The following is a 24,551-nucleotide window of genomic DNA, read 5'->3' as shown; positions in this document are numbered from 1 at the left end:
GAACATCATGGCATTGCTAATTTTAGTCCCAAGCTCGATTATCGGTGGGCATGAGTTTCAAAGTATTGAGTTCATTAATCAAATATATAAGTATGAGAAAAGTGAAATAAGCAATACTTTCATTGAATGCGGAAATAAAAAAGTTCTTAATGAAATAGAATTTAGCGATGTGAATAAAGATTATTTTGAGTTCCCTCAAGGGTCTTTATTTTCGCTATTATCACAAAGTGGATTTTTGAAAAAACATTTAGAGGGTATTATCCGCAATAAAAAGATACATAAAGTAATGATCTGTGGAGGTACAATTGAAAGTATTGTTTTCTATTCATACTTAATAAAATCTATAAACAAAAATATTGAAACTATTGGTTATGTACCAATGGTAGTTGATAAAAAAATATTGCGGCCATTGATCGGGGTTTTGCAAAATATAATTCTAAGATTAGCATGTGCAAATGTTGATACAGTTATTACTATTAACAGAATTCAAGCATACTTGATTAAAGAATTTTATAATAAAAAATCTTTAATCCTACCAAACGTAGTTGATAAATTACCATTAGTTAATGAAGACCGAGGCAAAAGGTTAGTCTATTGTGGTAGGCTTGACAATATTCAAAAAAATATAATTAATTTAATTAATTTTCTAGATAGACATGATAATCCATTTAAGGATTTTATTATCATCGGGGGGGGGCCTGAAGAACAATTAATTAGAAGTATGTGCAGCGAAGCAAAATATATCAATATAAAAATGTTAGGATGGCTAGATACAAAAACACTTCACTCGCATTTAGGTTGTAATGACGTACTCATAATGAATTCTCGCTGGGAAGGTGAACCATTGGTTGTAAGGGAATTTTCATCATGCGGACTTCCTGTAATAGCACGAGATATACCTGGTTTTAGAGGCGTTACGTTCAAAAAATATAGATATCAATCCCAGGCTGATTTAATAAAAATTTTGAATGATAATTTTTATAGTTTTAAATATAAGCCCTCGCTTAAAGAATCTTTAATCGCGAGCAGGCGAGAGAGAGTTATTGCTTTTATAATAAAGGGGCAAAGTAGTGAAATTAATTAAAAACCCCAAGTTCTTATTTTTATTGTTATTTTTAATATCGAATATTTATTCATTTATTCATTATTATATAAATGGGAATTTCTTAGGAGAAGTGTCGCAGTTCGAATATAATAATAAAGAAGCTGCGATGTATATTCTTATACTTATTTTATTCTTCTATTGTTTCTTTATGGTGTTTTTGTACCGCAGCCTCATTCATATTAGGATTAACCCCCTGATTTCAAATTTAAATAAGGTTAACTGGAATAGAAGTGAAGGCTTCTGGGGTTGGTTCGTAATTTTTATACAAACCCTGTTTATCATTTATTTCACATTTACTGGTAGTTTTGGCGCAAATTCTACAAATCGAGAAGGTAGCATAATTTCTGCTTTCTGGGTTTTGATTTCACCAGACAATCTCTTTTTTATATATTATTGTGTTTTCAGAAAAAGTAAACTCGCTAAATATAATTGCGCCCTTGCTGTCCTCTCAAATATTTTAAGGGGATGGAGTTCTATTTTTATTTTTATTTTATTTATTGAGCTTTGTCATAGGTACAGAGAAGGAAGATTGAGAATTGGTGTATTAGCAAAATTTGCGTTGATATTATTTCTGCTTTACCCTTTTATATTGGTTATTAAATACTCAATTCGTGACTCTTTAGCTTTGGGACAAAGTTTTACTTCTGTTCTTTCTATTACATGGAGTTATATTTTTAATAATGAAGGATTACTTGGTTATTTAAACGGATTAATCTTTGGTTTAGATCAGTTTTTTTCTCGCATCCAAATATTCTCAAATGCAACTGTCTTATTTTCACTCAAGGATCAAATTTCAACATACATTGATGCGCATGCAGTCAATAGCTTTTGGAATGAAGGAATATATGGTTTAATCTGGGATCGTATAATAGGTAATCCAAGTGCGAATAACTTAGGTGAGGTTTTTGCATATTTTATAGATCCACAAAGCATTTTAGGTAGTTGGAACTCAAACCCTACGTTCTTGTCTTGGATTTTCATCTATCCTTTTGAAATCGGCGCATATTTGATTTTTGTTATAATGCTTTGTTTTCTCACTGTTCTCTTAATAAAAAAAATAACTTCTGAAGAATTAGCGAATGACATGATTTGGTATATGTGGCTGATTTTAATTCTACCGGGATGGTTCGCCTCGTTCATTCTTTTGCTAAATACATTGTTCTTATTCTATATTATTACGCTTTTTAAATTAAGTGGAAGGAGTGAACACGTCTGTGAATAATGTTATTATCAATATGTGGCATATTAAGAACACAAATGGGTTATTCTATTATTCTCTTGACTATATTAATAGTTTAGAGAAAACACATAAGATTATCTTACGTAAAGGTTTTCCTGAAAATAAGGCTATTGATAGGCTAAAAGAAAAACACAACATAATTAATCTTAATTTACTTCAGTATATTATGTTTTTTTGCTACAGTTTGTTTTCTGATGTCTTTATTTTCACACCAAGTTCCCATCCTCTCCCATTCTTAAAAAAACAACTTATAATTGTCCATGATATGTATCCTTTTACAGGTAATAAAGGGTGGTTGAAAACTATTTTGTTCAAAATTTCTGTAAAATCAGCAAAATGTAAAGTTGGATATATTAACTCTTCCTCGGTCAAAAAAGAGCTTATTGAGATATCGATTCCTGAAGATAAGCTTTTGTTCTGTCCTAATAAGTTTCCAATTAAAAGTGAACCATCTATTACATTACTGCCTCCAAATGATACCGTAATGAAAATAGGACTGGTTGGTACTGATTCAGACAAAAAAAATTATCATGAACTATTTACACAAGTGCGCCGTCATCACTTAGAGAAAAAATTTAAATTCTTAATTTATGGTCATGATACCGAATACTATAAAAAATTGCGTAGTAGCTTTCAGGATTTGGACATCTCTCTGATCAGAAGCGATAATTGTCAATTAGAATTTTTCTTCGCCAAAGTTAATGCTCTCATTTCTGTTTGCATTATGGAAGGTTTTGGCAGACCAATCGCAACTGCACTTGTTAATAATCTCCCCACACATCTCATAAGATGCGATGTATTTGAAGAGTTTTTTGAGGGAGGTGCATATTTTTATCAAAACATTGATGATTTGCTTTCCGGAGTTCAAAAATCCGCAGTAAATAGTTCGTTGAAAAGCTTTTCCCCCCCCGTTCGTGTTTTGAATGCGTATGAATCAGCAGTTGAATTTATTAAGGCCGGAAGATAACAAATATGTTATACATTGCAGTTGTTTCACATAAGCATTATAGCATTATTAATGAGCTAAATTGTCTGGCAAAAATTTCCACACTGCCTGATGTTAAAGTCATCGTTAAAGACAATTATGGTGAAGCTAAATTAAAAATATATTGCGAAGAAAATGGCATCCAGTATTACGATGAAAATAGAGGTTTAGGTTTTGGTGCAAACAATAACTTTATTTTTAAGAAAATCAGGGGGGAGGCGCAGGGGGATGATTTCTTTTTAATTTTAAATCCTGATGTGTATGTCGAAACTGATGCTTTATTATCTCTCATCTATAATATGAGAGAGAGAAGTATTTCGTGCGCAACTATAAATCTATATAATGACGAAGGATTTACTACTTTTGATAATTCAGTAAGAAAATTTCCCACACCATTAACATTTATAGGCTCCTATCTTTTAGGGCGAAATAACAGTATTGAAGATAAAACTAAATTTTCTCCTGTTCAGGAAATTGAATGGTGTGCTGGTTCGTTCATTATCCTGAACATTAAAACTTTCGATTTACTTAATGGTTTTGATGAAAAATTCTTCATGTATTGTGAGGATATTGATCTGTGCTGGAGAATTAAATTCATTCTCAAAAGAAAGTTATATTGCTTCGCTGATATAAAAGCAATTCACTACGCTAGATTTAATAATAGACGACTGTTTTCCAAACATTTCTATTGGCATTTTAAAAGCATTTGTATTTACTTGATAAAAACATATAAGTGGAAACTTTTCGGACGGTAATTACTATGACAAATCACGATTTGGTTCCTGTAATATTATGTGGTGGTAATGGCTCTCGCCTTTGGCCGCTTTCTCGTGAATTATATCCAAAACAATTTCTAAGTTTCGATGGCAAATCCACTATGTTGGAAAAAACGCTTGAAAGACTAAATGGACTTGAATGTAGCCATCCTTTTGTTATTTGTAATGAAGAGCATAGATTCATTGTGGCTGAGCAATTAAGAGCAAAAAATAAGCTTTCTAAGAATATTTTGCTTGAACCGGTTGGTAGAAACACAGCCCCTGCAATAGCTTTAGCTGCTATGTATCATAAAAAACACTCGTTACTGCTAGTATTGCCTGCGGATCATTCGATAAACGATATTGAAGAATTTCAGAAAACGTTAACTAAAGCCATTCCGTATGCCATGAGTGGGAAGTTAGTGACATTTGGGATCGCTCCCTCTAAGCCAGAAACAGGCTATGGCTACATTAAGAGAGGGGCTTCTCTTTCAAATTGTTCCAGTGAGTTATGTTTTAAGGTAGATTCTTTTGTAGAAAAGCCTGATCTTCTTACCGCTCAGTCGTATTTAGATTCCGGAGAGTATTACTGGAATAGCGGGATGTTTTTATTTAATGCAGGAAAATATCTTGAAGAATTAAAAAAATATCGTCCTGATATTTATGAATCTTGCCATAGATGTATGGGGAATAATAGTTTGGATTTTGATTTTATAAGAATCAATGAGGAGTTTTTCACTGCTTGTGCATCAGAATCCATCGATTATGCTGTAATGGAAAATACCGAGGATGCTGTTGTTATCCCAATGTCGGCAGAGTGGAGCGATGTTGGGTCTTGGGCTGCTCTTTGGGAATTAAGCACTAAAGATGATAATAATAACGCGATAAATGGTGATGTGATTTGTCTCTCATCAGAGAATAATTATATTTATGCCGAATCATCTTTAGTCACCACAATCGGCATAAATAATTTAGCCATTGTTCAAACTAAAGATGCACTTCTAATTTCTGCTCTCTCTTCCGTACAGGATGTAAAAAAAGTAGTGGATCGCATTAAATCTGAAGGAAGAAACGAGCATCACACTCACCTTGAAGTATTCCGTCCTTGGGGTAAATACAACTCTATAGATTCTGGTCAAAGGTATCAGGTTAAGCGAATTACTATTAAACCTGGGGAGGGTATGTCTTTGCAGCTTCATCATCATCGAGCTGAACATTGGATTATTGTGTCTGGAACAGCACAAGTTACAATTAATGAATTGACGAAGCTCCTTACTGAAAATGAGTCGGTTTACATACCAATAGGTACGAAACATTCTATTCATAATCCTGGTAAAATTCCTTTGGAAATTATCGAGGTAAGATCAGGGACTTATCTTGATGAAGATGACATTATCCGTCTTACAGATAGATATGGGCACTCATAATATATGGAAAATGTTAAAGAGTTAACAAGCTTTAAAGCCTACGATATTCGCGGCAAGCTGGGCGAAGAGCTGAATGAAGACATCGCGTGGCGCATTGGTCGCGCGTACGGCGAATATTTAAAACCGCAGACCATCGTGTTGGGCGGCGACGTGCGTCTGACCAGTGAGTCCCTGAAGCTGGCCCTGGCGAAAGGGCTGCAGGATGCGGGTGTGGACGTGCTGGATATCGGTCTCTCCGGGACCGAAGAGATTTACTTTGCCACCTTCCACCTGGGCGTGGACGGTGGTATCGAAGTAACGGCCAGCCACAACCCGATGGACTACAACGGCATGAAGCTGGTGCGCAAGGGCGCGCGCCCAATCAGCGGCGACACCGGCCTTCGCGACGTGCAGCGTCTGGCGGAAGCTAACGATTTCCCGCCGGTGAACGACGCGAAGCGCGGCAGCTACAAAAAAATCCATCTGCAAAAAGAGTACATCGACCACCTGCTGGGCTACATCAACGTGGCAAACCTCAAGCCGCTGAAGCTGGTGATTAACTCCGGTAACGGCGCGGCCGGTCCGGTTGTCGATGCCCTGGAAGCCCGCTTTAAGGCGCTGAACGTGCCGGTGACCTTCATCAAAGTGCACAACACCCCGGACGGCAACTTCCCGAACGGTATTCCTAACCCGCTGCTGCCGGAGTGCCGCGACGACACCCGCAACGCGGTGATTGAGCACGGCGCGGACATGGGCATCGCCTTTGACGGCGATTTCGACCGCTGCTTCCTGTTCGACGAGAAAGGGCAGTTCATCGAGGGCTACTACATTGTCGGCCTGCTGGCGGAAGCGTTCCTTGAGAAAAATCCGGGGGCGAAAATCATTCACGACCCGCGTCTCTCCTGGAATACCGTCGATGTGGTGTCCGCGGCAGGCGGCACGCCGGTGATGTCCAAAACCGGCCACGCCTTCATCAAAGAGCGCATGCGCGAAGAAGACGCCATCTACGGCGGCGAGATGAGCGCCCACCACTACTTCCGTGATTTTGCCTACTGCGACAGCGGGATGATCCCATGGCTGCTGGTCACCGAGCTGCTGTGCCTGAAGGGACAGACGCTGGGCGAGCTGGTACGCGACCGTATGGCGGCGTTCCCGGCGAGCGGGGAAATCAACAGCAAGCTGGCGCAGCCAGCCGAGGCCATTGCCCGCGTGGAGCACCACTTTGCCCTGCACGCGCTTGAAATTGACCGTACGGACGGCATCAGCATGGCGTTCCCGCAGTGGCGTTTCAACCTGCGCTCGTCCAATACCGAGCCGGTGGTGCGCCTGAACGTGGAATCCCGTGCTGACACGGCGCTTATGGAAGAGAAGACACAAGAAATTCTGGCTTTGCTCAGGAAGTGAGGGTCTGCCGCCAGCGTATTTCTGGCGGCTTGACTGTACCTGGATTGTGCAATCAGTGTGACATAGATCAGCAAAAGCTATTCATGTCACCTAATACTGAGTTAACATCTCAACCACATTTCAAGCCGCGCATAAGCCGTGGTGACCACACCTGACAGGAGTATGTAATGTCCAAGCAACAGATCGGCGTTGTCGGTATGGCAGTGATGGGGCGCAACCTGGCGCTCAACATCGAAAGCCGTGGTTATACCGTCTCCGTTTTCAACCGCTCCCGTGATAAGACCGAAGAAGTCATTGCCGAGAACCCTGGCAAGAAACTGGTTCCTTTCTATACGGTGAAAGAGTTCGTTGAGTCTCTGGAAACGCCTCGTCGTATCCTGTTAATGGTGAAAGCGGGCGCAGGTACCGATGCAGCTATCGACTCCCTGAAGCCTTACCTCGAAAAAGGTGACATCATCATTGATGGCGGTAATACCTTCTTCCAGGACACCATCCGTCGTAACCGTGAGCTGTCTGCTGAAGGCTTCAACTTCATCGGTACCGGTGTTTCCGGTGGTGAAGAGGGCGCTCTGAAAGGCCCATCTATCATGCCTGGCGGCCAGAAAGATGCATACGAACTGGTTGCACCTATCCTGACCAAAATCGCAGCCGTGGCTGAAGATGGTGAGCCTTGCGTAACCTATATCGGTGCGGACGGTGCAGGTCACTATGTGAAGATGGTTCACAACGGTATCGAATACGGCGATATGCAGCTGATTGCTGAAGCGTATTCCCTGCTGAAAGGTGGCCTGAATCTCTCCAATGAAGAGCTGGCTGAAACCTTCACCGAGTGGAACAAAGGCGAGCTGAACAGCTATCTGATCGACATCACCAAAGATATCTTCACTAAAAAAGATGAAGAGGGTAAATACCTGGTAGATGTGATTCTGGATGAAGCTGCGAACAAAGGCACCGGCAAATGGACCAGCCAGAGCTCTCTGGACTTGGGCGAGCCACTGTCTCTGATCACCGAATCTGTCTTCGCGCGTTACATCTCTTCTCTGAAAGAGCAGCGCGTTGCGGCATCCAAAGTGCTGTCTGGCCCTCAGGCCAAACCTGCTGGGGATAAAGCTGAATTTGTTGAGAAAGTGCGTCGCGCACTGTACCTGGGTAAAATCGTTTCTTACGCGCAGGGCTTCTCTCAGCTGCGTGCTGCGTCAGACGAGAACAACTGGGATCTGAACTACGGTGAAATCGCGAAGATCTTCCGCGCGGGCTGCATCATTCGTGCGCAGTTCCTGCAGAAAATCACCGATGCCTATGCAGAAAACGCCGGTATCGCCAACCTGCTGCTGGCACCGTACTTCAAGAAAATTGCGGACGAATACCAGCAGGCGCTGCGTGACGTGGTTGCCTACGCTGTCCAGAACGGTATCCCGGTTCCGACCTTCTCTGCTGCAGTAGCCTACTACGACAGCTACCGTGCTGCGGTTCTGCCTGCTAACCTGATTCAGGCACAGCGCGACTACTTCGGTGCGCATACTTATAAACGCACCGATAAAGAAGGTGTGTTCCATACCGAATGGATGGAATGAGTTAGCTAACTCACTGTAATTTCAACCCGGAGCTTGTCTCCGGGTTTTTTTATGCAAAAAATGCCGAGTGTTACTCGAAGTAGTCTGAATCTCATCCCACTCGTCGCGATTACTCCTGGTTTGCCTTGACAGTGTTGTTTCCCAGGAGGTACAAAGCCCAACAGTTATGTTTATCGCGATGGTCTGGCGGCCATCAGTACAGTTAACTCACAGAAGTCATTAGCGAATGAAAATAACAATCTCCGGAACAGGCTATGTCGGTCTTTCTAACGGCATTTTGATTGCTCAGAATCATGAAGTGGTTGCGCTGGATATCGTGCAGGCCAAAGTGGATATGCTCAATCAGAAGCAATCGCCGATTGTCGACAAAGAGATCCAGGACTATCTCAGCAATAAACCGCTGAATTTCCGCGCCACGACAGATAAAGAAGATGCATACCGCGATGCGGATTACGTCATCATTGCGACGCCTACTGACTACGATCCAAAAACTAACTACTTCAACACCTCAACCGTAGAGGCGGTGATCAAAGATGTTATCGCGATTAACCCTCATGCGGTGATGGTTATTAAGTCAACTATCCCTGTCGGCTTCACCAAATCCATCAAAGAGAAGTTTGGTATTGATAATATCTTCTTCTCGCCGGAATTCCTGCGTGAGGGTAGAGCACTTTACGATAACCTGCATCCTTCGCGTATCGTCATTGGCGAACGTTCTGAGCGCGCTGAACGTTTCGCCGCACTGCTGCAGGAAGGAGCACTGAAGAAAGATATCCAGGTGCTGTTTACTGATTCCACCGAAGCCGAGGCGATTAAACTCTTCGCGAACACTTATCTGGCAATGCGTGTGGCTTATTTCAATGAACTCGACAGCTATGCAGAGAGTCTTGGACTGAATACCCGTCAGATTATTGAAGGGGTATGTCTTGACCCGCGCATCGGCAACCACTACAACAACCCGTCATTTGGCTACGGCGGTTACTGTCTGCCTAAAGACACCAAACAGCTGCTGGCAAACTATCAGGCGGTACCAAACAACCTGATTTCGGCGATTGTTGATGCTAACCGTACCCGTAAAGATTTCATCTCTGATTCCATTCTGGCGCGCCAGCCGAAAGTCGTCGGTGTATACCGTTTGATCATGAAGAGTGGCTCCGATAACTTCCGCGCCTCTTCAATCCAGGGGATCATGAAGCGCATCAAGGCGAAAGGGGTTGAGGTTGTTATTTACGAACCGGCCATGCAGGAAGATCAGTTCTTCAATTCCCGCGTGATTCGCGATCTGGATGCCTTCAAGAAAGAAGCGGATGTCATCATCTCTAACCGCATGGCGGAAGAACTGGCTGACGTGGCGGATAAAGTGTATACCCGCGATCTGTTCGGCAGCGACTGATTCTCTGCTTTATTCCGTAAAAAACCCGGCTGATTTGCCGGGTTTTTTTTATTTTCAGACCTTGTAGAAATCGCGGTACCAGTCGACGAAGTTCTTCACCCCATCTTTAACGGAGGTTTGCGGTTTAAATCCTATCGCGTCATAAAGTGGCTGGGTATCGGCACTGGTTTCCAGTACATCTCCCGGCTGCAGCGGCATCATGTTTTTCTCTGCTTTCTTTCCGAGTGCTTCTTCCAGAGCGGTGATGTAGTCCATCAGTTCAACAGGCGCGCTGTTACCGATGTTATAAACACGGTATGGTGCTGAACTGGATGCCGGAGAGCCTGTCTCAACGGTCCAGTTTGTGTCCGGCTGAGGAATAACGTCCTGCAGGCGAAGAATGGCTTCAGAGATATCATCGATGTAAGTGAAGTCACGCTTCATCTTTCCGTAGTTATAGACATCAATACTTTTGCCTTCAATCATCGCCTTCGTAAACTTAAACAGCGCCATGTCCGGGCGCCCCCACGGACCATACACGGTGAAGAAACGCAGTCCGGTGGTGGGCAGGTTGTAGAGATGCGAATAGGTATGCGACATCAGTTCATTGGCTTTTTTGGTCGCGGCATAAAGTGAAACCGGGTGATCCACTGAATCGTCGGTGGAGAATGGCATCTTACGGTTCAGTCCATATACAGAACTGGAGGAGGCATAAAGCAGATGCTGAACATTGTTATGGCGGCAGCCTTCAAGCACGTTGAGATGACCAATAAGGTTAGCATCCGCATACACGTGTGGGTTTTCCAGGGAGTAGCGTACGCCTGCCTGTGCGGCCAGATGAATCACGCGATCAAACTTCTCGCTGGCGAAAAGCGCTGCCATGCCTTCCCGGTCGGCCAACTCCAGCTTGTGAAAGCTGAAGCTCTCAGATTTTAACAGTTCCAGGCGCGCCAGCTTCAGGTTGACATCATAGTAATCATTCAGATTATCAATACCGACAACCTGATGACCGGCCTCGAGGAGGCGTTTACTGACATTAGCACCGATAAAACCCGCTGCACCCGTTACCAAAAATTTCATAGCTTCCCTCATAACCCCATATTCTTACAGATGCCATAGCGCATCACATGACGTCTATGATAGCGCGAAGGGGGTAAGTTACATAACCCATCTTTCCGATATCACTCATCGGATTCTTATAGAAAAATCCCCAGCAATAGATACACTATGCAAACATAATTATGTTTGCCCTTTTTAATCTGTTAGGGATTGTATGACACAAAACGACAATCGCCAGGTCAGCCAAAGCAATGACCCTGAGCAAATTGATTTACTTGATTTAGTGCTTCAACTGTGGCGTGGCAAGTCGACGATAGCAATATTTGTGGTTGTTTTTATCGCCCTGGCTATTGGATATCTCTCTGTCGCGAAGGAAAAGTGGACCTCTAGTGCGATTATCGCGCAACCTGATGCGGCGCAGATAGCGACCTACTCCAACGCATTGAACATTCTCTATGGCAGTGCTACTCCCTCGATGCTGGACACTCAAACGCGCGCAGTTGATCGTTTCAATGCCTCTTTCTCAGCATTATCTCAGGCGCTGGAGAATCAGGATGTTCCTGAAAAACTCACAATTGAGCCTGCTGTTAAAGGACAGTCACTCCCGTTAAGTGTTTCCTATACCAGTACATCCGCAGAAGCTGCTCAAAAACAACTGGCTCAGTACATCCAGCAGGTTGATGAGCAAACGGCAAAAGAACTCGCCGTTGACCTCAAGGACAATATCAAAGAGCAGATTAAAACCCTGAACGATTCGCTGGAAAACCAGGAGAAAGTCGCTCAGGAGCAGAAAGATCTGCGCATCAAACAGATTACTGAGGCGCTGAAGAATGCTGAAGCAGCAAAAATCACCTCGCCGCAGATTCAGCAAACCCAGGACGTGACGCAGGAAACGATGTTCCTGTTGGGAAGCGAGGGGCTGAAATCGATGATTGATAACGAAGCTTCTCGCCCGTTGGTATTCTCAGCAGCTTACTATCTGACTAAGCGAAACTTGCTGGATATCGAGAAGCTGAACGTAAACCCGGACACTATCCACGTCTACCGTTATGTCATGAAGCCGGACCTTCCTGTCCGTCGTGACAGCCCGAAAAAAGCGATTGTTCTGATTCTTGCCCTGTTGCTGGGCGGAATGGTTGGTTCCGGAGTGGTGCTGGGGCGCAACGCATTACGCAACTACAAACCAAAAGCCTGATGCATTGATAAAAAAAACCGGGGAAATTCCCCGGTTTTTTTATTTATGCCGTTTACGAAGATTCTCTATCACCGCCGTCAAGTCCAGCTCCTGATCCTGCAGCAGCACCAGCAGGTGATACATCAAATCAGACGCTTCATTGGTCAGTTCCTCGCGGTCATGCACGGTCGCGGCCAGAGCCGTTTCAACGCCTTCTTCACCGACTTTTTGTGCGATACGCTTAGTTCCGCTTGCATACAGCTTCGCGGTATAGGAACTCTCCGGGTCCGCTGTTTTACGTTCAGCCAGCAGTTGTTCCAGTTGATACAGGAACAGCCACTGGTGACTCGCCTCGCCGAAGCAGCTGCTGGTGCCTTTGTGGCAGGTTGGTCCGATTGGGTTTGCCAGTACCAGCAGGGTGTCGTTATCGCAGTCGGGCGTTATGCTGACCACGTTCAGGAAATGATCTGAGGTTTCCCCTTTGGTCCACAGACGCTGTTTGGTGCGCGAGAAAAACGTGACTTTGCCGCTGTCGAGCGTTTTAGCCAGCGCGTCCTGGTTCATATACCCCAGCATCAGTACTTCGCCCGAAACGGCATGCTGAACCACCACCGGCAGTAGTCCGCCCGTTTTTTCCCAGTCCAGCTGTGCCTGTTGTTGCTCTGTTAACATACCCTGATCTCCACGCCCTGGCCGGCCAGGAACGTTTTTAACTCACCAATATTAATAATCTGTTTGTGGAACACGGACGCGGCCAGCGCGCCGTCCACGTTTGCATCGCGGAAGGCTTCCAGGAAGTGTTCCATGGTGCCCGCGCCGCCGGAGGCGATCAGCGGGACGTGGCAAACCGCACGCACTTTTTTCAGCTGTTCGAGGTCATAGCCGTTACGCACGCCGTCCTGGTTCATCATGTTAAGGACAATCTCGCCCGCGCCACGCTTCTGCACTTCCTGCACCCAGTCGAGGGTCTCCCATTGGGTCACACGGGTTCGACTTTCATCGCCGGTATACTGATTAACGTGATATTTGCCCGTTGCGTCGTCATACCAGGTGTCGATCCCAACGACAATGCACTGCACGCCAAAGCGATCGGCCAGGCGAGTAATCAGCTCCGGGTCGGCCAGAGCAGGGGAGTTGATGGAAATCTTGTCGGCACCAAACGAGAGAATTTTGGCCGCGTCGTCAGCGGATTTAATTCCACCCGCCACGCAGAATGGAATATCAATCACTTCTGCTACGCGCGCCACCCAGCTTTTATCGACCACGCGGCCATCGCTGGAAGCGGTGATATCGTAAAACACCAGCTCGTCAGCCCCTTCATCAGCATAGCGTTTTGCCAGCGGGACGATGTCGCCAATGATCTCGTGGTTGCGGAACTGCACGCCTTTCACCACCTGGCCGTCGCGCACGTCCAGGCAAGGGATTATCCGTTTTGCCAGCATTGAATCGCCTCCGTCACAGTAAATTTTCCTTCCAGCAGGGCGCGTCCAACGATCACGCCCTGCACATCGGTACCGCGCAGCGCGGCGATATCTTTCAGATCGCCAATTCCACCCGAAGACTGGAAAGCCACCTGCGGAAAACGTGCACAGACCTCGTCATACAGCGAGACGTTAGAGCCCGCCAGCGTGCCGTCGCGGGAGATATCGGTGCACAGCACGTGCTTCAGGCCAACGGGTTGATAAATAACAACCAGCTCTTCCAGCGTCACGCCGGAGTTTTCCTGCCAGCCGCTGACCGCAACCTGTTTATTACCCTGTTCATCAATACGCACGTCCAGCGCCAGTACCAGCGCATCCGCGCCAAAACGGCGGAACCAGCCTTTGACCATTTCGGGGTCTTTTACGGCGGTAGAGCCAACGACAACGCGCGCCACACCTGCTTCAAGCAGAGCTGCAACGTCCTCTTCAGTGCGCACGCCACCACCTACCTGGACGGGGACATTCACGCCAGCGACCAGCTTTTTGAGTAGCGGGATCTGGCGTTTCGCCGGGTCTTTAGCACCCGTTAAATCAACCAGATGCAGCACCTGTGCACCCTGCGCCACGTAATCCTGCAGACGTGGCAGCGGGTCGTTCCCGTAGTCACGCTGCTGGCCGTAATCGCCCTGATGAAGACGAACAACCGTGCCGTCAATTAAATCTAAAGCGGGAATAATCATCACATCTCCAGGAAGTTTTTCAGCAGCTGCGCGCCTGCGGCGCCAGAGCGTTCCGGGTGAAACTGCACGCCGAAGAAGTTATCTTTCTGCACCGCTGCGGTAAACGCTTCACCATAATTGCACTGAGCGATGGTGTAGGGATTTACCGGCATGGCGTAGCTGTGCACGAAGTAAAAATATGCGCCGTCTTCAATGCCGCGAAACAGCCTGTCGCCCGCTTTGGCGTACACGCGGTTCCAGCCCATATGCGGCAGAGGCAGGCCGTGGTCGGTCATTTTCGGCACGTCTTCTTCAATAATGCCCAGCAGGTCGACGCCGTTGCTCTCTTCACTGCGGCGGCCCAGGATCTGCATACCCAGGCAAATGCCCAGCACCGGCTGGGTACAGGCTTTGATCAGGTCGACCAACTCGCGTTCGCGAATCTGATCCATCGCGGCCTGCGCGGTTCCCACGCCCGGTAAAAAGAGTTTGTCGGCGCGCAGCACCACGTCCGGGTCACGGCTCACCACCGGCTCATAGCCGTGGCGCGCAATCGCCGATTTTACGGAGTTCAGGTTGGCGCATCCGGTATCCAGAATCACCACATTCATTACAGCACTCCTTTCGATGAAGGCAGGGCGTCACCTTCCACGCGGATCGCCTGGCGAAGGGTACGGCCAAAAGCCTTGAACAGACTCTCCACGCGGTGGTGGTCGTTTTTGCCTTTGGTCTTAAGGTGCAACGTCAGGCCCATGGTGTAGGACAATGAACGGAAGAAGTGCTCAACCATTTCAGTGCTGAGATCGCCCACGCGCTGGTAGTTGAAATCGGCTTTATATTCCAGGTGCGGGCGTCCGGAGATATCCATAGCGCAGCGCGCCAGGCACTCGTCCATCGGCAGGACAAAGCCAAAACGGTTGATGCCGCGCTTATCGCCAAGCGCCAGCTTCAGGGCTTCACCCAGCGCCAGGCCGGTATCTTCCACGGTGTGGTGATCGTCAATGTAAAGGTCGCCTTTTACGATAATTTCCATGCGGAAACCGCCGTGGGTGGCAATCTGATCCAGCATATGGTCGAAGAAACCCACACCGGTGTGGATCTTGCTGCCACCTTCGCGATCCAGCCAGACCTTCACGTCAATCTGCGTCTCTTTGGTGTTACGTTCAACGTGGGAATAGCGGTCACGTTTGGTTAGCTGCTCACCAATTTTTGCCCAGTTAAGACCGTTACGATCGTAGCGCAGCCCCTCAATACCCATGTTTTCCGCTAGCGTAATATCGGTAATGCGATCGCCGATGACATAGCTGTTGGTTTTATCCAGCACATCTTCCGCCAGATAGCGCTCCACCAGTTTTACTTTCGGTTTACGGCAGTCGCACTCATCGGCCGGCATGTGTGGGCAAATCAGCACTTCATCAAAGACCACGCCCTGAGAGGTCAGCACCTGCATCATCAGATTATGCGGGCCGTCAAAGTCCGCCTGCGGGAAGCTGTCGGTACCCAGACCGTCCTGATTAGTGATCATCACCAGCTTATACCCGGCGTTTTGCAGCTTAAGCAGTACGGGGATCACGTCCGGTTCAAAAACCAGCTTGTCGAAACGATCGACCTGAAAATCGGCTGGTGGCTCCGAAATAAGGGTGCCGTCACGATCGATAAAAAGGATCTTCTGGGTCATACTTTCTCCGCTTTCAGGGCGTCAATCACGCGCTGGCTCTCTGAGCGGGTGCCTACGGTAATGCGCAGGCACCCGCTCAGGGAAGGTTGTTTATTCTGGTCTCGTAAGATAATGCCCTGATCCCATAAAGATTTAAATACGGCACTGGATGCAGTGAAACGCACCAGGATGTAGTTGGTTTCCGAATCGAACACCTGCTCCACGCACGGGATATCCTTCAGGGCGGTCACCAGATATTGACGTTCCTCCAGGATTTGCGCCACACGATCGCGCATCGCGTTGATCCCCTGTGGGGTCAGCGCCTGTGCTGCAATATCGGCAACCGGCGTCGAAAGCGGGTAGGGTGCAATCACTTTCAACAGCAGGTCGATGACCTCTTTATTGGCCAGCGTGAATCCACAACGTAGACCGGCGAGGGCGAAGGCTTTCGACAACGTACGCAGCACGACCAGGTGCGGATATTCTTCCAGCCAGCCTGTCAGCGTCGCCTGCGGGCAGAACTCGATGTAGGCTTCGTCAGCGACCACCAGGGCTTTGCCGCGCGTCATCTCCAGCAGGGTACGGATATCCTGCGGGTTGATAATCTGCCCGGTCGGGTTGTTTGGGCTACAGACAAACACCACCTTTACACCATCTAGATTATCGGCAATGCCCTGCAGATCCAGCTGCCAGTTGTCAAGCGAGAGGACGTTGCGACACGCCACACCGAAGGTTTCCGCGCTGACGCTATACATGCCGTAGGTAGGCTGGCAGTACATCACCGCATCTTTGCCCGGCTCGCAGAAGGCGCGGATCAGCAGCTCAATACCTTCATCGGCTCCACGGCTGACCAGCACCTGCTCCGGCTTCACTCCTGCATACTGCGCGTAGTTTTCGATAACGGCCTTTGGCTGGCATTCCGGATAGCGGTTCAGGGTTTGCTGAGAAAGCTCAAACTGGACCGCTGTCGGGAATTCGTTAGCGTTCAGCCAGACATCACCTTTACCACCTAAACGACGTGCAGACTGATACGGAGTCAGTTGACGGACATTTTCACGGGCTAATTCTTCAATGCTCATGCTTGCTCCTTCAGGGCTGCAACGCGCAGCGTTACGGCATTTTTGTGGGCGGTCAGGCGTTCAGCGGCTGCCAGCGTTTCAATGGTGGATGCCAGCGAGGCAAATCCTTCGCGGGACAGTTCCTGCACGGTCATGCGTTTCTGGAAATCCGCCAGGCCGAGGCTTGAACAGGTTGAGGTATAACCATACGTCGGCAGGACGTGGTTGGTGCCGGACGCGTAATCGCCAGCGGATTCCGGTGACCAGTCACCCAGAAAACCGAACCTGCGCTGGTGATGCTGTCGACCAGATCGCGTGCATTTCGGGTCTGAATAATCAGGTGCTCCGGGCCGTACTGGTTAGAGATGGCAATGCACTGCGCCAGATCGCGCGCCACAATCAGACGGCTGGCGGCTAACGCCTGACGTGCCGTTTCGGCGCGGGGCAGGTCAGCAAGCTGGCGCTCGACAGCTTCGCCGACGCGTGTTGCCATATCGGCATCCGGCGTCAACAGAATGACCTGCGAGTCAGGGCCGTGTTCCGCCTGAGACAGCAGGTCGGACGCGACGAAGTCCGGCGTAGCGCCGCTGTCGGCAATGACCAATACTTCAGACGGACCGGCAGGCATGTCAATTGCCGCACCGTCCAGACGCTGGCTGACCTGGCGCTTGGCTTCGGTCACGAAGGCGTTGCCCGGGCCAAAAATTTTGTCGACCTTTGGAATGGATTCGGTGCCAAACGCGAGGGCAGAAATCGCCTGTGCGCCACCCACTTTATAGACCGCCTGTACGCCGCACAGCTTTGCTGCGTAGAGGATCTCATCGGCAATCGGTGGCGGAGAGCAGAGCACCACTTTCTGACAACCCGCAATACGCGCCGGGGTAGCCAGCATCAATACGGTGGAGAACAGCGGAGCCGAACCGCCAGGGATATACAGTCCAACGGACGCTACCGGGCGGGTCACCTGCTGGCAACGCACGCCAGGCAGGGTTTCAACATCCACAGTTTGCAGCTTTTGCGCGGTGTGGAAGGTCTCGATGTTTTTCACCGCGACGGCCATCGCCTGCTTGATGTCATCACCCAGACGATTACTGGCATCAATGATTTCCTGTTCGGTAACCTTCAGCGCATCCACTTCAGTCTTGTCGAATTTGGCACTGTATTCACGCAGCGCGTCATCGCCACGGGCTTTGACGTTCTCAAGGATCTCCGCCACGGTGCGTGAAATGCTTTCGGAGGCGGAAATCGCCGGGCGCATCAGCAACTCACGTTGTTGTGCGTCGCTACAATTATTCCAGTCGATGATTGTGTTAAAACCCATGGCCGTTACTCCATCATCTTCTCAATTGGCAGCACCAGGATTGAGCTTGCCCCCAGCGCCTTCAGTTTTTCCATGGTTTCCCAGAACAGGGTTTCGCTACTGACCATATGCATCGCCACGCGCTGCTGATCGCCCGCCAGTGGCAGAATAGTTGGGCGCTCGGCGCCTGGTAACAGAGCAATCACTTCATCCAGACGCTCGGTTGGCGCGTGCATCATGATGTATTTGGATTCACGCGCCTGGATCACGCCCTGAATACGGGTCAGGAGCTTGTCGATCAACTGCTGCTTGGCATCGGCCATGTCGCCGTCACGCTGAATCAGACAGGCTTTTGAGCGATAGATAACTTCCACTTCGCGCAGGCCGTTCGCTTCCAGCGTCGCGCCAGTTGAGACGAGGTCACAGATGGCGTCCGCCAGACCTGCACGCGGGGCGACTTCAACAGAGCCATTCAGCAGACAGGATTTAAACTGCACGCCTTTCTGGTCCAGGTAACGCTTTAACAGGTGAGGGTAGGAGGTGGCGATACGTTTGCCGTTCAGTGCAGCCGGGCCGTCCCAGGCTTCATCGACCGGCGTTGCCAGCGACAGGCGGCAGCCGCCGAAATCCAGGCGACGCAGGGTGAAGTAACGCGGGTCTTCGCCCTGTGCACGGCGGGTCAGGAGTTCTTCTTCCAGCACGTTTTCACCGATGATGCCAAGGTCAACGACGCCATCCATCACCAGGCCTGGGATATCGTCATCACGCACGCGCAGAATGTCGATGGGCATGTTTTCAGCCAGAGCAATCAGGCGCTGGGTGTGCAGGTTAATTTTGATCCCGCAGCGGGCCAGCAGTTCGCGTGAATCGTCACTCAAACGACCTGATTTTTGAATAGCTATGCGTAAACGTGAGTTATCTAACATTCTTTATTCCTCGTTAACCTGTTTTAACCTGTCTGAATTTGGTCCAAAAAAAAGCCCCCGGAAGAAGATCTTCCGGGGGCTTTTTCATGCGTTCATGCACCACTGGAAGATCCAAACGTCTTCCAGCACACATCGCCTGAAAGACTAGTCAGGGTGATGGTGATGATGGTGGTGTTTAAATTGAACGCGTGTCATATAAATTCTCGATGAATGCTTATTCATTTGATGTCTTTTAACCTAAACCAGTTGTGCAACATATTGCAAGGGCTTTTTTTGATCATTAATTCATTTCATATTGATGCTATGAATTGTGTGTTCTGCCGGGCTGGCGTAGCCTTATGAAAGACGAGTACGAGTCAGGAGAATTCGCATGAAAAAGGTCGCGATTGTCGGTTTAGGATGGCTGGGAATGCCGCTGGCGATGTCATTAGCCGCGAAAGGCTGGCAAGTGACCGGGAGCAAAACCACGGCGGATGGGGTAGAAGCAGCGCGTATGTGCGGTATTGATGGTGTCGAACTGCGTCTGGAACCCGAGCTGGTGTGTGATGCTGACGATCTGGACACGCTGATGAACGTCGATGCGCTGGTAATTACGCTACCCGCGCGGCGCAGTGGTCCGGGCGAGTCGTTTTATCTGCAGGCGATGCAGGAGATTGTCGACAGCGCGCTGGCACACCATGTTCCGCGCATTATTTTTACCAGCTCGACATCAGTCTATGGCGATGTCGAAGGTGTGGTGAAAGAGAGCTCCGGGCGCAATCCTGTTACCGTGAGCGGCCAGGTACTGAAAGAGCTGGAAGACTGGCTGCATAATCTACCCGGCACGCAGGTTGATATCGTCCGTCTGGCGGGGCTGGTGGGGCCTGGGCGCCATCCGGGACGTTTTTTTGCCGGAAAGTCAGCGCCAGACGGGCAACATGTTGTCAATCTTGTGCATCTTGACGATGTTATTGGCGCAATTGAGCTACTCTTACAGGCTCCAAAAGGTGGACACATCTATAATATATGTGCGCCTTCTCATCCGACGCGTAGTACGTTTTACCCGCTAATGGCACGTCAGTTGGGCCTGGCTCCGCCGGTTTTTGGTGAGACAAAGGATGAAAGCAAAGGCAAAATTGTTGATGGCAATCGCATTTGCCATGAGCTGGGATTTGAGTATCAGTATCCCGATCCGCTGGTGATGCCCATGGAATAAGTCTCGCAGCGGAGACGATCGCACACCAGAAGGGGGCGAGCATGAAACCGCTGCTTGATGTTCTTATTATTCTGGATGCACTGGAAAAAGAAGGGAGCTTTGCAGCCGCCTCAGCAAAGCTCTACAAAACCCCTTCGGCGCTGAGCTACACCGTTCAAAAACTGGAAAGCGATCTCAATATTCAGATCCTCGATCGCTCCGGGCACCGCGCGCGTTTTACCCGTACCGGGCAGATGCTGCTGGAAAAAGGACGTGAAGTCCTCCATACCGTTCGCGAACTGGAAAAGCAGGCCGTCAAGCTTCATCAGGGATGGGAAAATGAGCTGGTTATAGGAGTCGATGATACCTTTCCATTTTCGCTTCTTACGCCGCTGATTGAGGCATTTTATCAACACCACAGCGTAACCCGGCTTATCTTTATAAACGGTGTGCTGGGCGGTTCCTGGGATGCGTTAATCCAGGGAAGGGCGGATATTTTCGTCGGTGCACTCCATGAACCTCCCCAGTTGAGTGATTTTGGTTTTGCCCGTCTGGGCGTGCTGGAGCAGGTTTTTGCCGTTGCGCCGCATCATCCGCTTGCTCAGGAGCCGGAGCCTATTAATCGCCGGGTTATTAAAGGCTACCGTGCGATTGTGGTGGGGGACAGTTCACGGCCAGAGTGTGCGGTTTCCTCGCAATTACTTGATGAGCAGGAAGCCATTACCGTTTTTGATTTTAAAACCAAGCTGGAATTGCAAATCAGTGGTCTGGGTTGCGGCTATTTGCCTCGTTATCTTGCGCAGCGGTTTATTGATAGCGGGGCGCTGGTTGAAAAACAGGTGCTTGCTCAAAGCAGTAATGAATCAGCGTGGGTGGGCTGGAATGAACAAACCTCTGGACTGGCAAGCAGCTGGTGGCGAGACGAAATTTTAGCAAATAGTGCTATCGCTGCCGTTTACTCTCAGGCCAGCGTCGAGAAATCAGCCAGTTAGCAAAAAGAAAATCACCCAGGGCATTGCAAAGTATTGCCTTTTGTATCCGATGTGGGGCAAAATGCGGCCGCTGCAACCAAATGAATAATCGACGATATAAAAGGCGTCGGTTATTTTTTTTTGCATGTACGAAACGAAACTAAAAACCAAGAGGCCGGGCTTCGTACCGGATAGATATTTACTAAAATCCGACAGTTGTTGTCGCTGAGGAATAAAGAAATGGGGCAATTTTTCGCTTACGTGGCGGTTATCACCGTAAAGGAGAATAACTATGTCGCATAACGCAACTCCAAACACCTCTCGCGTGGAATTACGTAAAACACTTACGTTGATTCCGGTTGTTATGATGGGCCTGGCCTATATGCAACCAATGACGCTGTTCGATACATTCGGTATCGTATCAGGCCTTACTGACGGTCACGTTGCAACGGCGTACGCCTTTGCACTGGTCGCTATTCTCTTTACTGCGCTGAGCTACGGTAAACTGGTTCGCCGTTTCCCGTCCGCAGGCTCTGCGTACACCTATGCTCAGAAATCCATTAGCCCGGCGGTAGGCTTTATGGTGGGCTGGTCATCACTGCTGGACTACCTGTTCATGCCGATGATCAACATTCTGCTGGCAAAAATTTACTTTGAAGCGCTGGTACCTTCCGTACCGTCGTGGATCTTCGTTGTGGCGCTGGTGGCCTTTATGACCATCTCTAACCTGCGCAGCATCAAGACCGTGGCGAACTTCAACACCCTGATTGTTATTCTGCAGATGGGTATTGTTGCGGTAATCGTTGGCCTGATCATCTACGGTGTTTCTCACGGTGAAGGTGCAGGTACACTGACCAGCACGCGTCCATTCTGGTCTGAAGGTGCGCATGTAGTGCCGATGATCACCGGTGCGACGATTCTGTGCTTCTCGTTCCTCGGCTTTGACGGTATCTCTTCTCTGTCAGAAGAGACCAAAGACGCTGAGCGCGTGATCCCGAAAGCGATTTTCCTGACCGCGCTGATTGGCGGTATGATCTTCATCGGTGCCTCTTACTTCTTGCAGCTGTACTTCCCGGATATCTCTCGCTTTAAAGATCCGGATGCGTCACAGCCTGAAATCATGCTGTACGTGGCAGGTAAAACCTTCCAGTGGGGCGTGTTGATCTTCTCAAGCGTAACCGTACTGGCATCCGGTATGGCGGCACACGCAGGCGTTTCTCGTCTGATGTACGTGATGGGCCGTGACGGTGTGTTCCCGACTCGCTTCTTTGGTTATGTTCATCCGAAATGGCGTACTCCTGCATGGAACGTGCTGCTGGTTGGTGCTATTGCTCTGCTGGCGATTAAATTTGACCTGGTGACAGCAACTGCGCTGATTAACTTCGGTGCTCTGGTGGCGTTCACCTTCGTTAACCTCTCTGTGATCTCGCAGTTCTGGATCCGTGAGAAGCGCAACAAAACGCTGAAAGACCACTTCAACTATCTGGTGCTGCCAGTGTGTGGCGCGCTGACTGTTGGCGCACTGTGGATTAACCTGGAAGAGAGCTCTATGGTTCTGGGTCTGATCTGGGGTGCTATCGGTCTGATTTACCTGGCTTGCGTAACAAAAAGCTTCCGCAACCCGGTTCCTCAGTACGAAGACGTTGCCTGAGTTTTAACGCACTAAAAAAAACCGGAGACCATCGCCTCCGGTTTTTTTATATCTCTAATTCAGACTATCTCTTGTGCGTACTGGAACAGGGATTTCAACAGTGCCTGTTTTTCAGCATTCCCTTCATACTGAGCATAAAGCATCTCCAGCTCCTGAGCATAGCTATGCAGGAACTCTGGCGTAAAGACATTACGACGATGTTGCAACCAGCGTTCCTGTTCCGCTTCATCGAGGGTTCCCGGGTAGTTACGCGCACGGTAATTAAACATCAACTTTTCAATGCGCTTATCAGCGAACGTGATATCCAGTGCCGGCAGGTTACGCGGCTCGGTTTGCAGGACGATATTCATCGCCGCGCGGTCGGCATCGCCGAAGAAACCGTTGTATAGCTGGGCATCCACGTTTTCAGACGGAACGAACGGTTCTGCTTCTGCAAAAATGGCGACCACTTTCTCACGCACCTGCGGGTTTTCGCGCAGCACTTTCAGGTTATCCAGGCAGTGTTGTCGGTTAATGCCCAGTCTGTCAGCATCTTCCGGGCGCAGCGTATTGGCCTGCGCGAGTACCGGACATTTATTGATATGCACCAGTTTAACCGGCACCGCAGGCAGATCGCCGAGTTCATTTTTCGGTGTGTAAAGCCGTTCACGCAGGGTAGCGCTGTCGAGTTCCAGCAGCGGCGAGATATCGCCAGCTAAATCCACCATAATGACCGCATTACGGTTGTCCGGATGCCAGGCCAGTGGCGCAACCCAACTGGTGTTGCCGCGCCAGGCACCGAACATACCGGAGATATGCACCAGCGGTTTCATCTGCGGTACATCAATCAGCGTGGTCAATTTCTGTTTGCTGCGGTGGCTCAGCAGATACTCAAACAGCCTTGGCTGAGCGGTTTTCACCAGCTTCGCCATGGCAATGGTGGCATACACGTCTGCCATCGCATCGTGGGCATTACTGTGCTCAATGCCATTGGCGCGCGTCAGATGTTCCAGCCTGAAGCTCGTCAGTCCTTCATCATTCTCCGGCCAGTTAATACCTTCCGGGCGTAATGCGTAGCAGGCGCGCATGATGTCGAGTAAATCCCAGCGAGAATTACGGTTCTGCCAGCTCCAGGCATACGGGTCGTAGAAGTTGCGATAGAAAATATTGCGCGTCACTTCATCATCAAAACGGATGTTGTTATAACCCACCACGCAGGTATTGGGGACGGTGAACAGATCGTGGATGCGTCGGGCGAATTCTGCCTCGTTAACGCCTTTTTCCCGCGCTTCCTGCGGGGTAATCCCGGTAACCATAACCGCCCCAGGCTGCGGCAGGTAGTCATCAGCCGGTTTGCAGTAAAAGACCTCAGGCTCGCCGATAATATTGAAGTCGTCATCGGTACGGATGGCGGCAAACTGCGCCGGTCGGTCCAGCGCCGGGTGCGTACCAAAGGTTTCGTAGTCGTGAAAGAGGAAGGTTGGTTGTTTATCTGTGTCTGCCATTGTTTAAGATTGTCCACAATAGTTAATTAACTGCCTGTTATTACTCGAAAAACAACCCTTTTCTCACCTGAGTTTGTCCACGAACGTTAAATATAGTTGTTTACTGTGTCTTGATG

Annotated in this window: 23 protein-coding genes, 1 pseudogene and 1 other annotated feature; of the genes and pseudogenes, 13 read left to right on the top strand and 11 right to left on the bottom strand. The window is 48.7% G+C overall.

The genetic code is table 11. The annotated features are described in order from the left end of the window. The first annotated feature begins 7 nt into the window (after positions 1-7). The 8 genes from ACJ9Y9_RS15490 to ugd all read left to right on the top strand — a co-directional run bounded on the left by ACJ9Y9_RS15490 (position 8) and on the right by ugd (position 9,862). The gene (locus tag ACJ9Y9_RS15490) at positions 8-1,084 is read left to right on the top strand and encodes a glycosyltransferase (RefSeq protein WP_028018524.1); all 1,077 of its coding nucleotides are present in this window, start codon (positions 8-10) and stop codon (positions 1,082-1,084) included. Next, positions 1,071-2,327, top strand: coding sequence for an oligosaccharide repeat unit polymerase (gene wzy, locus ACJ9Y9_RS15485; protein ID WP_028018525.1), 1,257 nt, complete (start codon positions 1,071-1,073; stop codon positions 2,325-2,327). Before ACJ9Y9_RS15490 ends, wzy begins: the two co-directional genes overlap by 14 nt. Beyond that, positions 2,320-3,312: a hypothetical protein gene (locus ACJ9Y9_RS15480; protein ID WP_050482931.1), complete on the top strand. Its 993-nt coding sequence runs from the start codon at positions 2,320-2,322 to the stop codon at positions 3,310-3,312. Before wzy ends, ACJ9Y9_RS15480 begins: the two co-directional genes overlap by 8 nt. A 5-nt stretch (positions 3,313-3,317) precedes the next feature. Further along, complete coding sequence (locus ACJ9Y9_RS15475; RefSeq protein ID WP_028018527.1) at positions 3,318-4,085, top strand: glycosyltransferase; 768 nt, start codon at positions 3,318-3,320, stop codon at positions 4,083-4,085. Between the two features lie 5 nt (positions 4,086-4,090). Then, positions 4,091-5,512, top strand: coding sequence for a mannose-1-phosphate guanylyltransferase/mannose-6-phosphate isomerase (locus ACJ9Y9_RS15470; RefSeq protein WP_028018528.1), 1,422 nt, complete (start codon positions 4,091-4,093; stop codon positions 5,510-5,512). 3 nt (positions 5,513-5,515) lie between these two features. Continuing rightward, entirely contained in the window at positions 5,516-6,895 is a 1,380-nt protein-coding gene (gene cpsG / locus ACJ9Y9_RS15465; protein ID WP_108090763.1) for a colanic acid biosynthesis phosphomannomutase CpsG, read from the top strand. Positions 6,896-7,062: 167 nt separating this feature from the next. Then, positions 7,063-8,469 carry an NADP-dependent phosphogluconate dehydrogenase gene (gene gndA, locus ACJ9Y9_RS15460; RefSeq protein ID WP_024908082.1) on the top strand — a complete coding sequence of 469 codons (1,407 nt, stop codon included), beginning with the start codon at positions 7,063-7,065 and terminating at the stop codon, positions 8,467-8,469. A gap of 226 nt (positions 8,470-8,695) precedes the next feature. Then, a complete protein-coding gene (ugd, locus tag ACJ9Y9_RS15455; protein WP_028018510.1) occupies positions 8,696-9,862 on the top strand; it encodes a UDP-glucose 6-dehydrogenase in 1,167 nt (388 codons plus the stop codon). Between the two features lie 54 nt (positions 9,863-9,916). On the opposite strand, the gene ACJ9Y9_RS15450 is transcribed toward ugd, so the two are convergent. Then, positions 9,917-10,921, bottom strand: a complete 1,005-nt coding sequence (locus ACJ9Y9_RS15450; RefSeq protein WP_028018509.1) for an NAD-dependent epimerase — start codon at positions 10,919-10,921, stop codon at positions 9,917-9,919. Between the two features lie 193 nt (positions 10,922-11,114). Between ACJ9Y9_RS15450 and wzzB the strand changes: the two genes are divergently transcribed. Further along, positions 11,115-12,095 (top strand): LPS O-antigen chain length determinant protein WzzB, encoded by a 981-nt coding sequence (gene wzzB / locus ACJ9Y9_RS15445; RefSeq protein ID WP_028018508.1) that lies wholly within the window; start codon positions 11,115-11,117, stop codon positions 12,093-12,095. 39 nt (positions 12,096-12,134) lie between these two features. Here the strand turns inward: wzzB and hisIE are convergent, their stop codons facing one another. From hisIE to hisL, 9 genes and pseudogenes are all read right to left on the bottom strand, one after another. Continuing rightward, positions 12,135-12,746, bottom strand: a complete 612-nt coding sequence (gene hisIE, locus ACJ9Y9_RS15440; protein WP_028018507.1) for a bifunctional phosphoribosyl-AMP cyclohydrolase/phosphoribosyl-ATP diphosphatase HisIE — start codon at positions 12,744-12,746, stop codon at positions 12,135-12,137. After that, positions 12,740-13,516: an imidazole glycerol phosphate synthase subunit HisF gene (gene hisF, locus ACJ9Y9_RS15435; protein ID WP_028018506.1), complete on the bottom strand. Its 777-nt coding sequence runs from the start codon at positions 13,514-13,516 to the stop codon at positions 12,740-12,742. Before hisF ends, hisIE begins: the two co-directional genes overlap by 7 nt. Further along, positions 13,498-14,235 (bottom strand): 1-(5-phosphoribosyl)-5-[(5-phosphoribosylamino)methylideneamino]imidazole-4-carboxamide isomerase, encoded by a 738-nt coding sequence (hisA, locus tag ACJ9Y9_RS15430; protein WP_028018505.1) that lies wholly within the window; start codon positions 14,233-14,235, stop codon positions 13,498-13,500. Before hisA ends, hisF begins: the two co-directional genes overlap by 19 nt. Beyond that, on the bottom strand, positions 14,235-14,825 hold the full coding sequence (hisH, locus tag ACJ9Y9_RS15425) for an imidazole glycerol phosphate synthase subunit HisH (RefSeq protein ID WP_028018504.1): 591 nt from the start codon (positions 14,823-14,825) through the stop codon (positions 14,235-14,237). The genes hisA and hisH overlap by 1 nt, the downstream gene beginning before the upstream one ends. After that, positions 14,825-15,892, bottom strand: coding sequence for a bifunctional histidinol-phosphatase/imidazoleglycerol-phosphate dehydratase HisB (gene hisB / locus ACJ9Y9_RS15420; RefSeq protein WP_028018503.1), 1,068 nt, complete (start codon positions 15,890-15,892; stop codon positions 14,825-14,827). The genes hisH and hisB overlap by 1 nt, the downstream gene beginning before the upstream one ends. Then, on the bottom strand, positions 15,889-16,950 hold the full coding sequence (gene hisC, locus ACJ9Y9_RS15415) for a histidinol-phosphate transaminase (RefSeq protein WP_028018502.1): 1,062 nt from the start codon (positions 16,948-16,950) through the stop codon (positions 15,889-15,891). Before hisC ends, hisB begins: the two co-directional genes overlap by 4 nt. Beyond that, a pseudogene (hisD, locus tag ACJ9Y9_RS15410) lies at positions 16,947-18,250 on the bottom strand (histidinol dehydrogenase). The gene hisC and the pseudogene hisD overlap by 4 nt, the downstream one beginning before the upstream one ends. 5 nt (positions 18,251-18,255) lie before the next feature. Next, entirely contained in the window at positions 18,256-19,155 is a 900-nt protein-coding gene (gene hisG, locus ACJ9Y9_RS15405) for an ATP phosphoribosyltransferase (RefSeq protein ID WP_028018500.1), read from the bottom strand. Between the two features lie 45 nt (positions 19,156-19,200). Then, positions 19,201-19,324, bottom strand: a sequence feature (His leader region). Continuing rightward, entirely contained in the window at positions 19,300-19,350 is a 51-nt protein-coding gene (hisL, locus tag ACJ9Y9_RS15400; protein WP_001364200.1) for a his operon leader peptide, read from the bottom strand. (Overlaps the previous feature by 25 nt.) Positions 19,351-19,525: 175 nt before the next feature. Here hisL and ACJ9Y9_RS15395 point away from each other — a divergent pair, with 175 nt between their 5' ends. From ACJ9Y9_RS15395 to ACJ9Y9_RS15380, 4 genes are all read left to right on the top strand, one after another. Further along, positions 19,526-20,350 carry an SDR family oxidoreductase gene (locus ACJ9Y9_RS15395; RefSeq protein ID WP_028018499.1) on the top strand — a complete coding sequence of 275 codons (825 nt, stop codon included), beginning with the start codon at positions 19,526-19,528 and terminating at the stop codon, positions 20,348-20,350. A 41-nt stretch (positions 20,351-20,391) separates the two neighbouring features. Continuing rightward, positions 20,392-21,321, top strand: a complete 930-nt coding sequence (locus ACJ9Y9_RS15390) for a LysR substrate-binding domain-containing protein (RefSeq protein WP_028018498.1) — start codon at positions 20,392-20,394, stop codon at positions 21,319-21,321. Between the two features lie 219 nt (positions 21,322-21,540). Beyond that, positions 21,541-21,603, top strand: a complete 63-nt coding sequence (yoeI, locus tag ACJ9Y9_RS15385; RefSeq protein ID WP_099458931.1) for a membrane protein YoeI — start codon at positions 21,541-21,543, stop codon at positions 21,601-21,603. Further along, entirely contained in the window at positions 21,593-22,951 is a 1,359-nt protein-coding gene (locus tag ACJ9Y9_RS15380; RefSeq protein WP_032666924.1) for an APC family permease, read from the top strand. The genes yoeI and ACJ9Y9_RS15380 overlap by 11 nt, the downstream gene beginning before the upstream one ends. Before the next feature lie 59 nt (positions 22,952-23,010). Here the strand turns inward: ACJ9Y9_RS15380 and sbcB are convergent, their stop codons facing one another. Further along, positions 23,011-24,435 carry an exodeoxyribonuclease I gene (gene sbcB, locus ACJ9Y9_RS15375; protein WP_028018496.1) on the bottom strand — a complete coding sequence of 475 codons (1,425 nt, stop codon included), beginning with the start codon at positions 24,433-24,435 and terminating at the stop codon, positions 23,011-23,013. Positions 24,436-24,551 lie beyond the last annotated feature (116 nt).

It is taken from the genome of Enterobacter sp. CPE_E1241 (assembly GCF_045618265.1).
GTDB lineage: Bacteria > Pseudomonadota > Gammaproteobacteria > Enterobacterales > Enterobacteriaceae > Enterobacter > Enterobacter adelaidei.
This window is presented reverse-complemented; position numbering and strand designations above follow the sequence as displayed.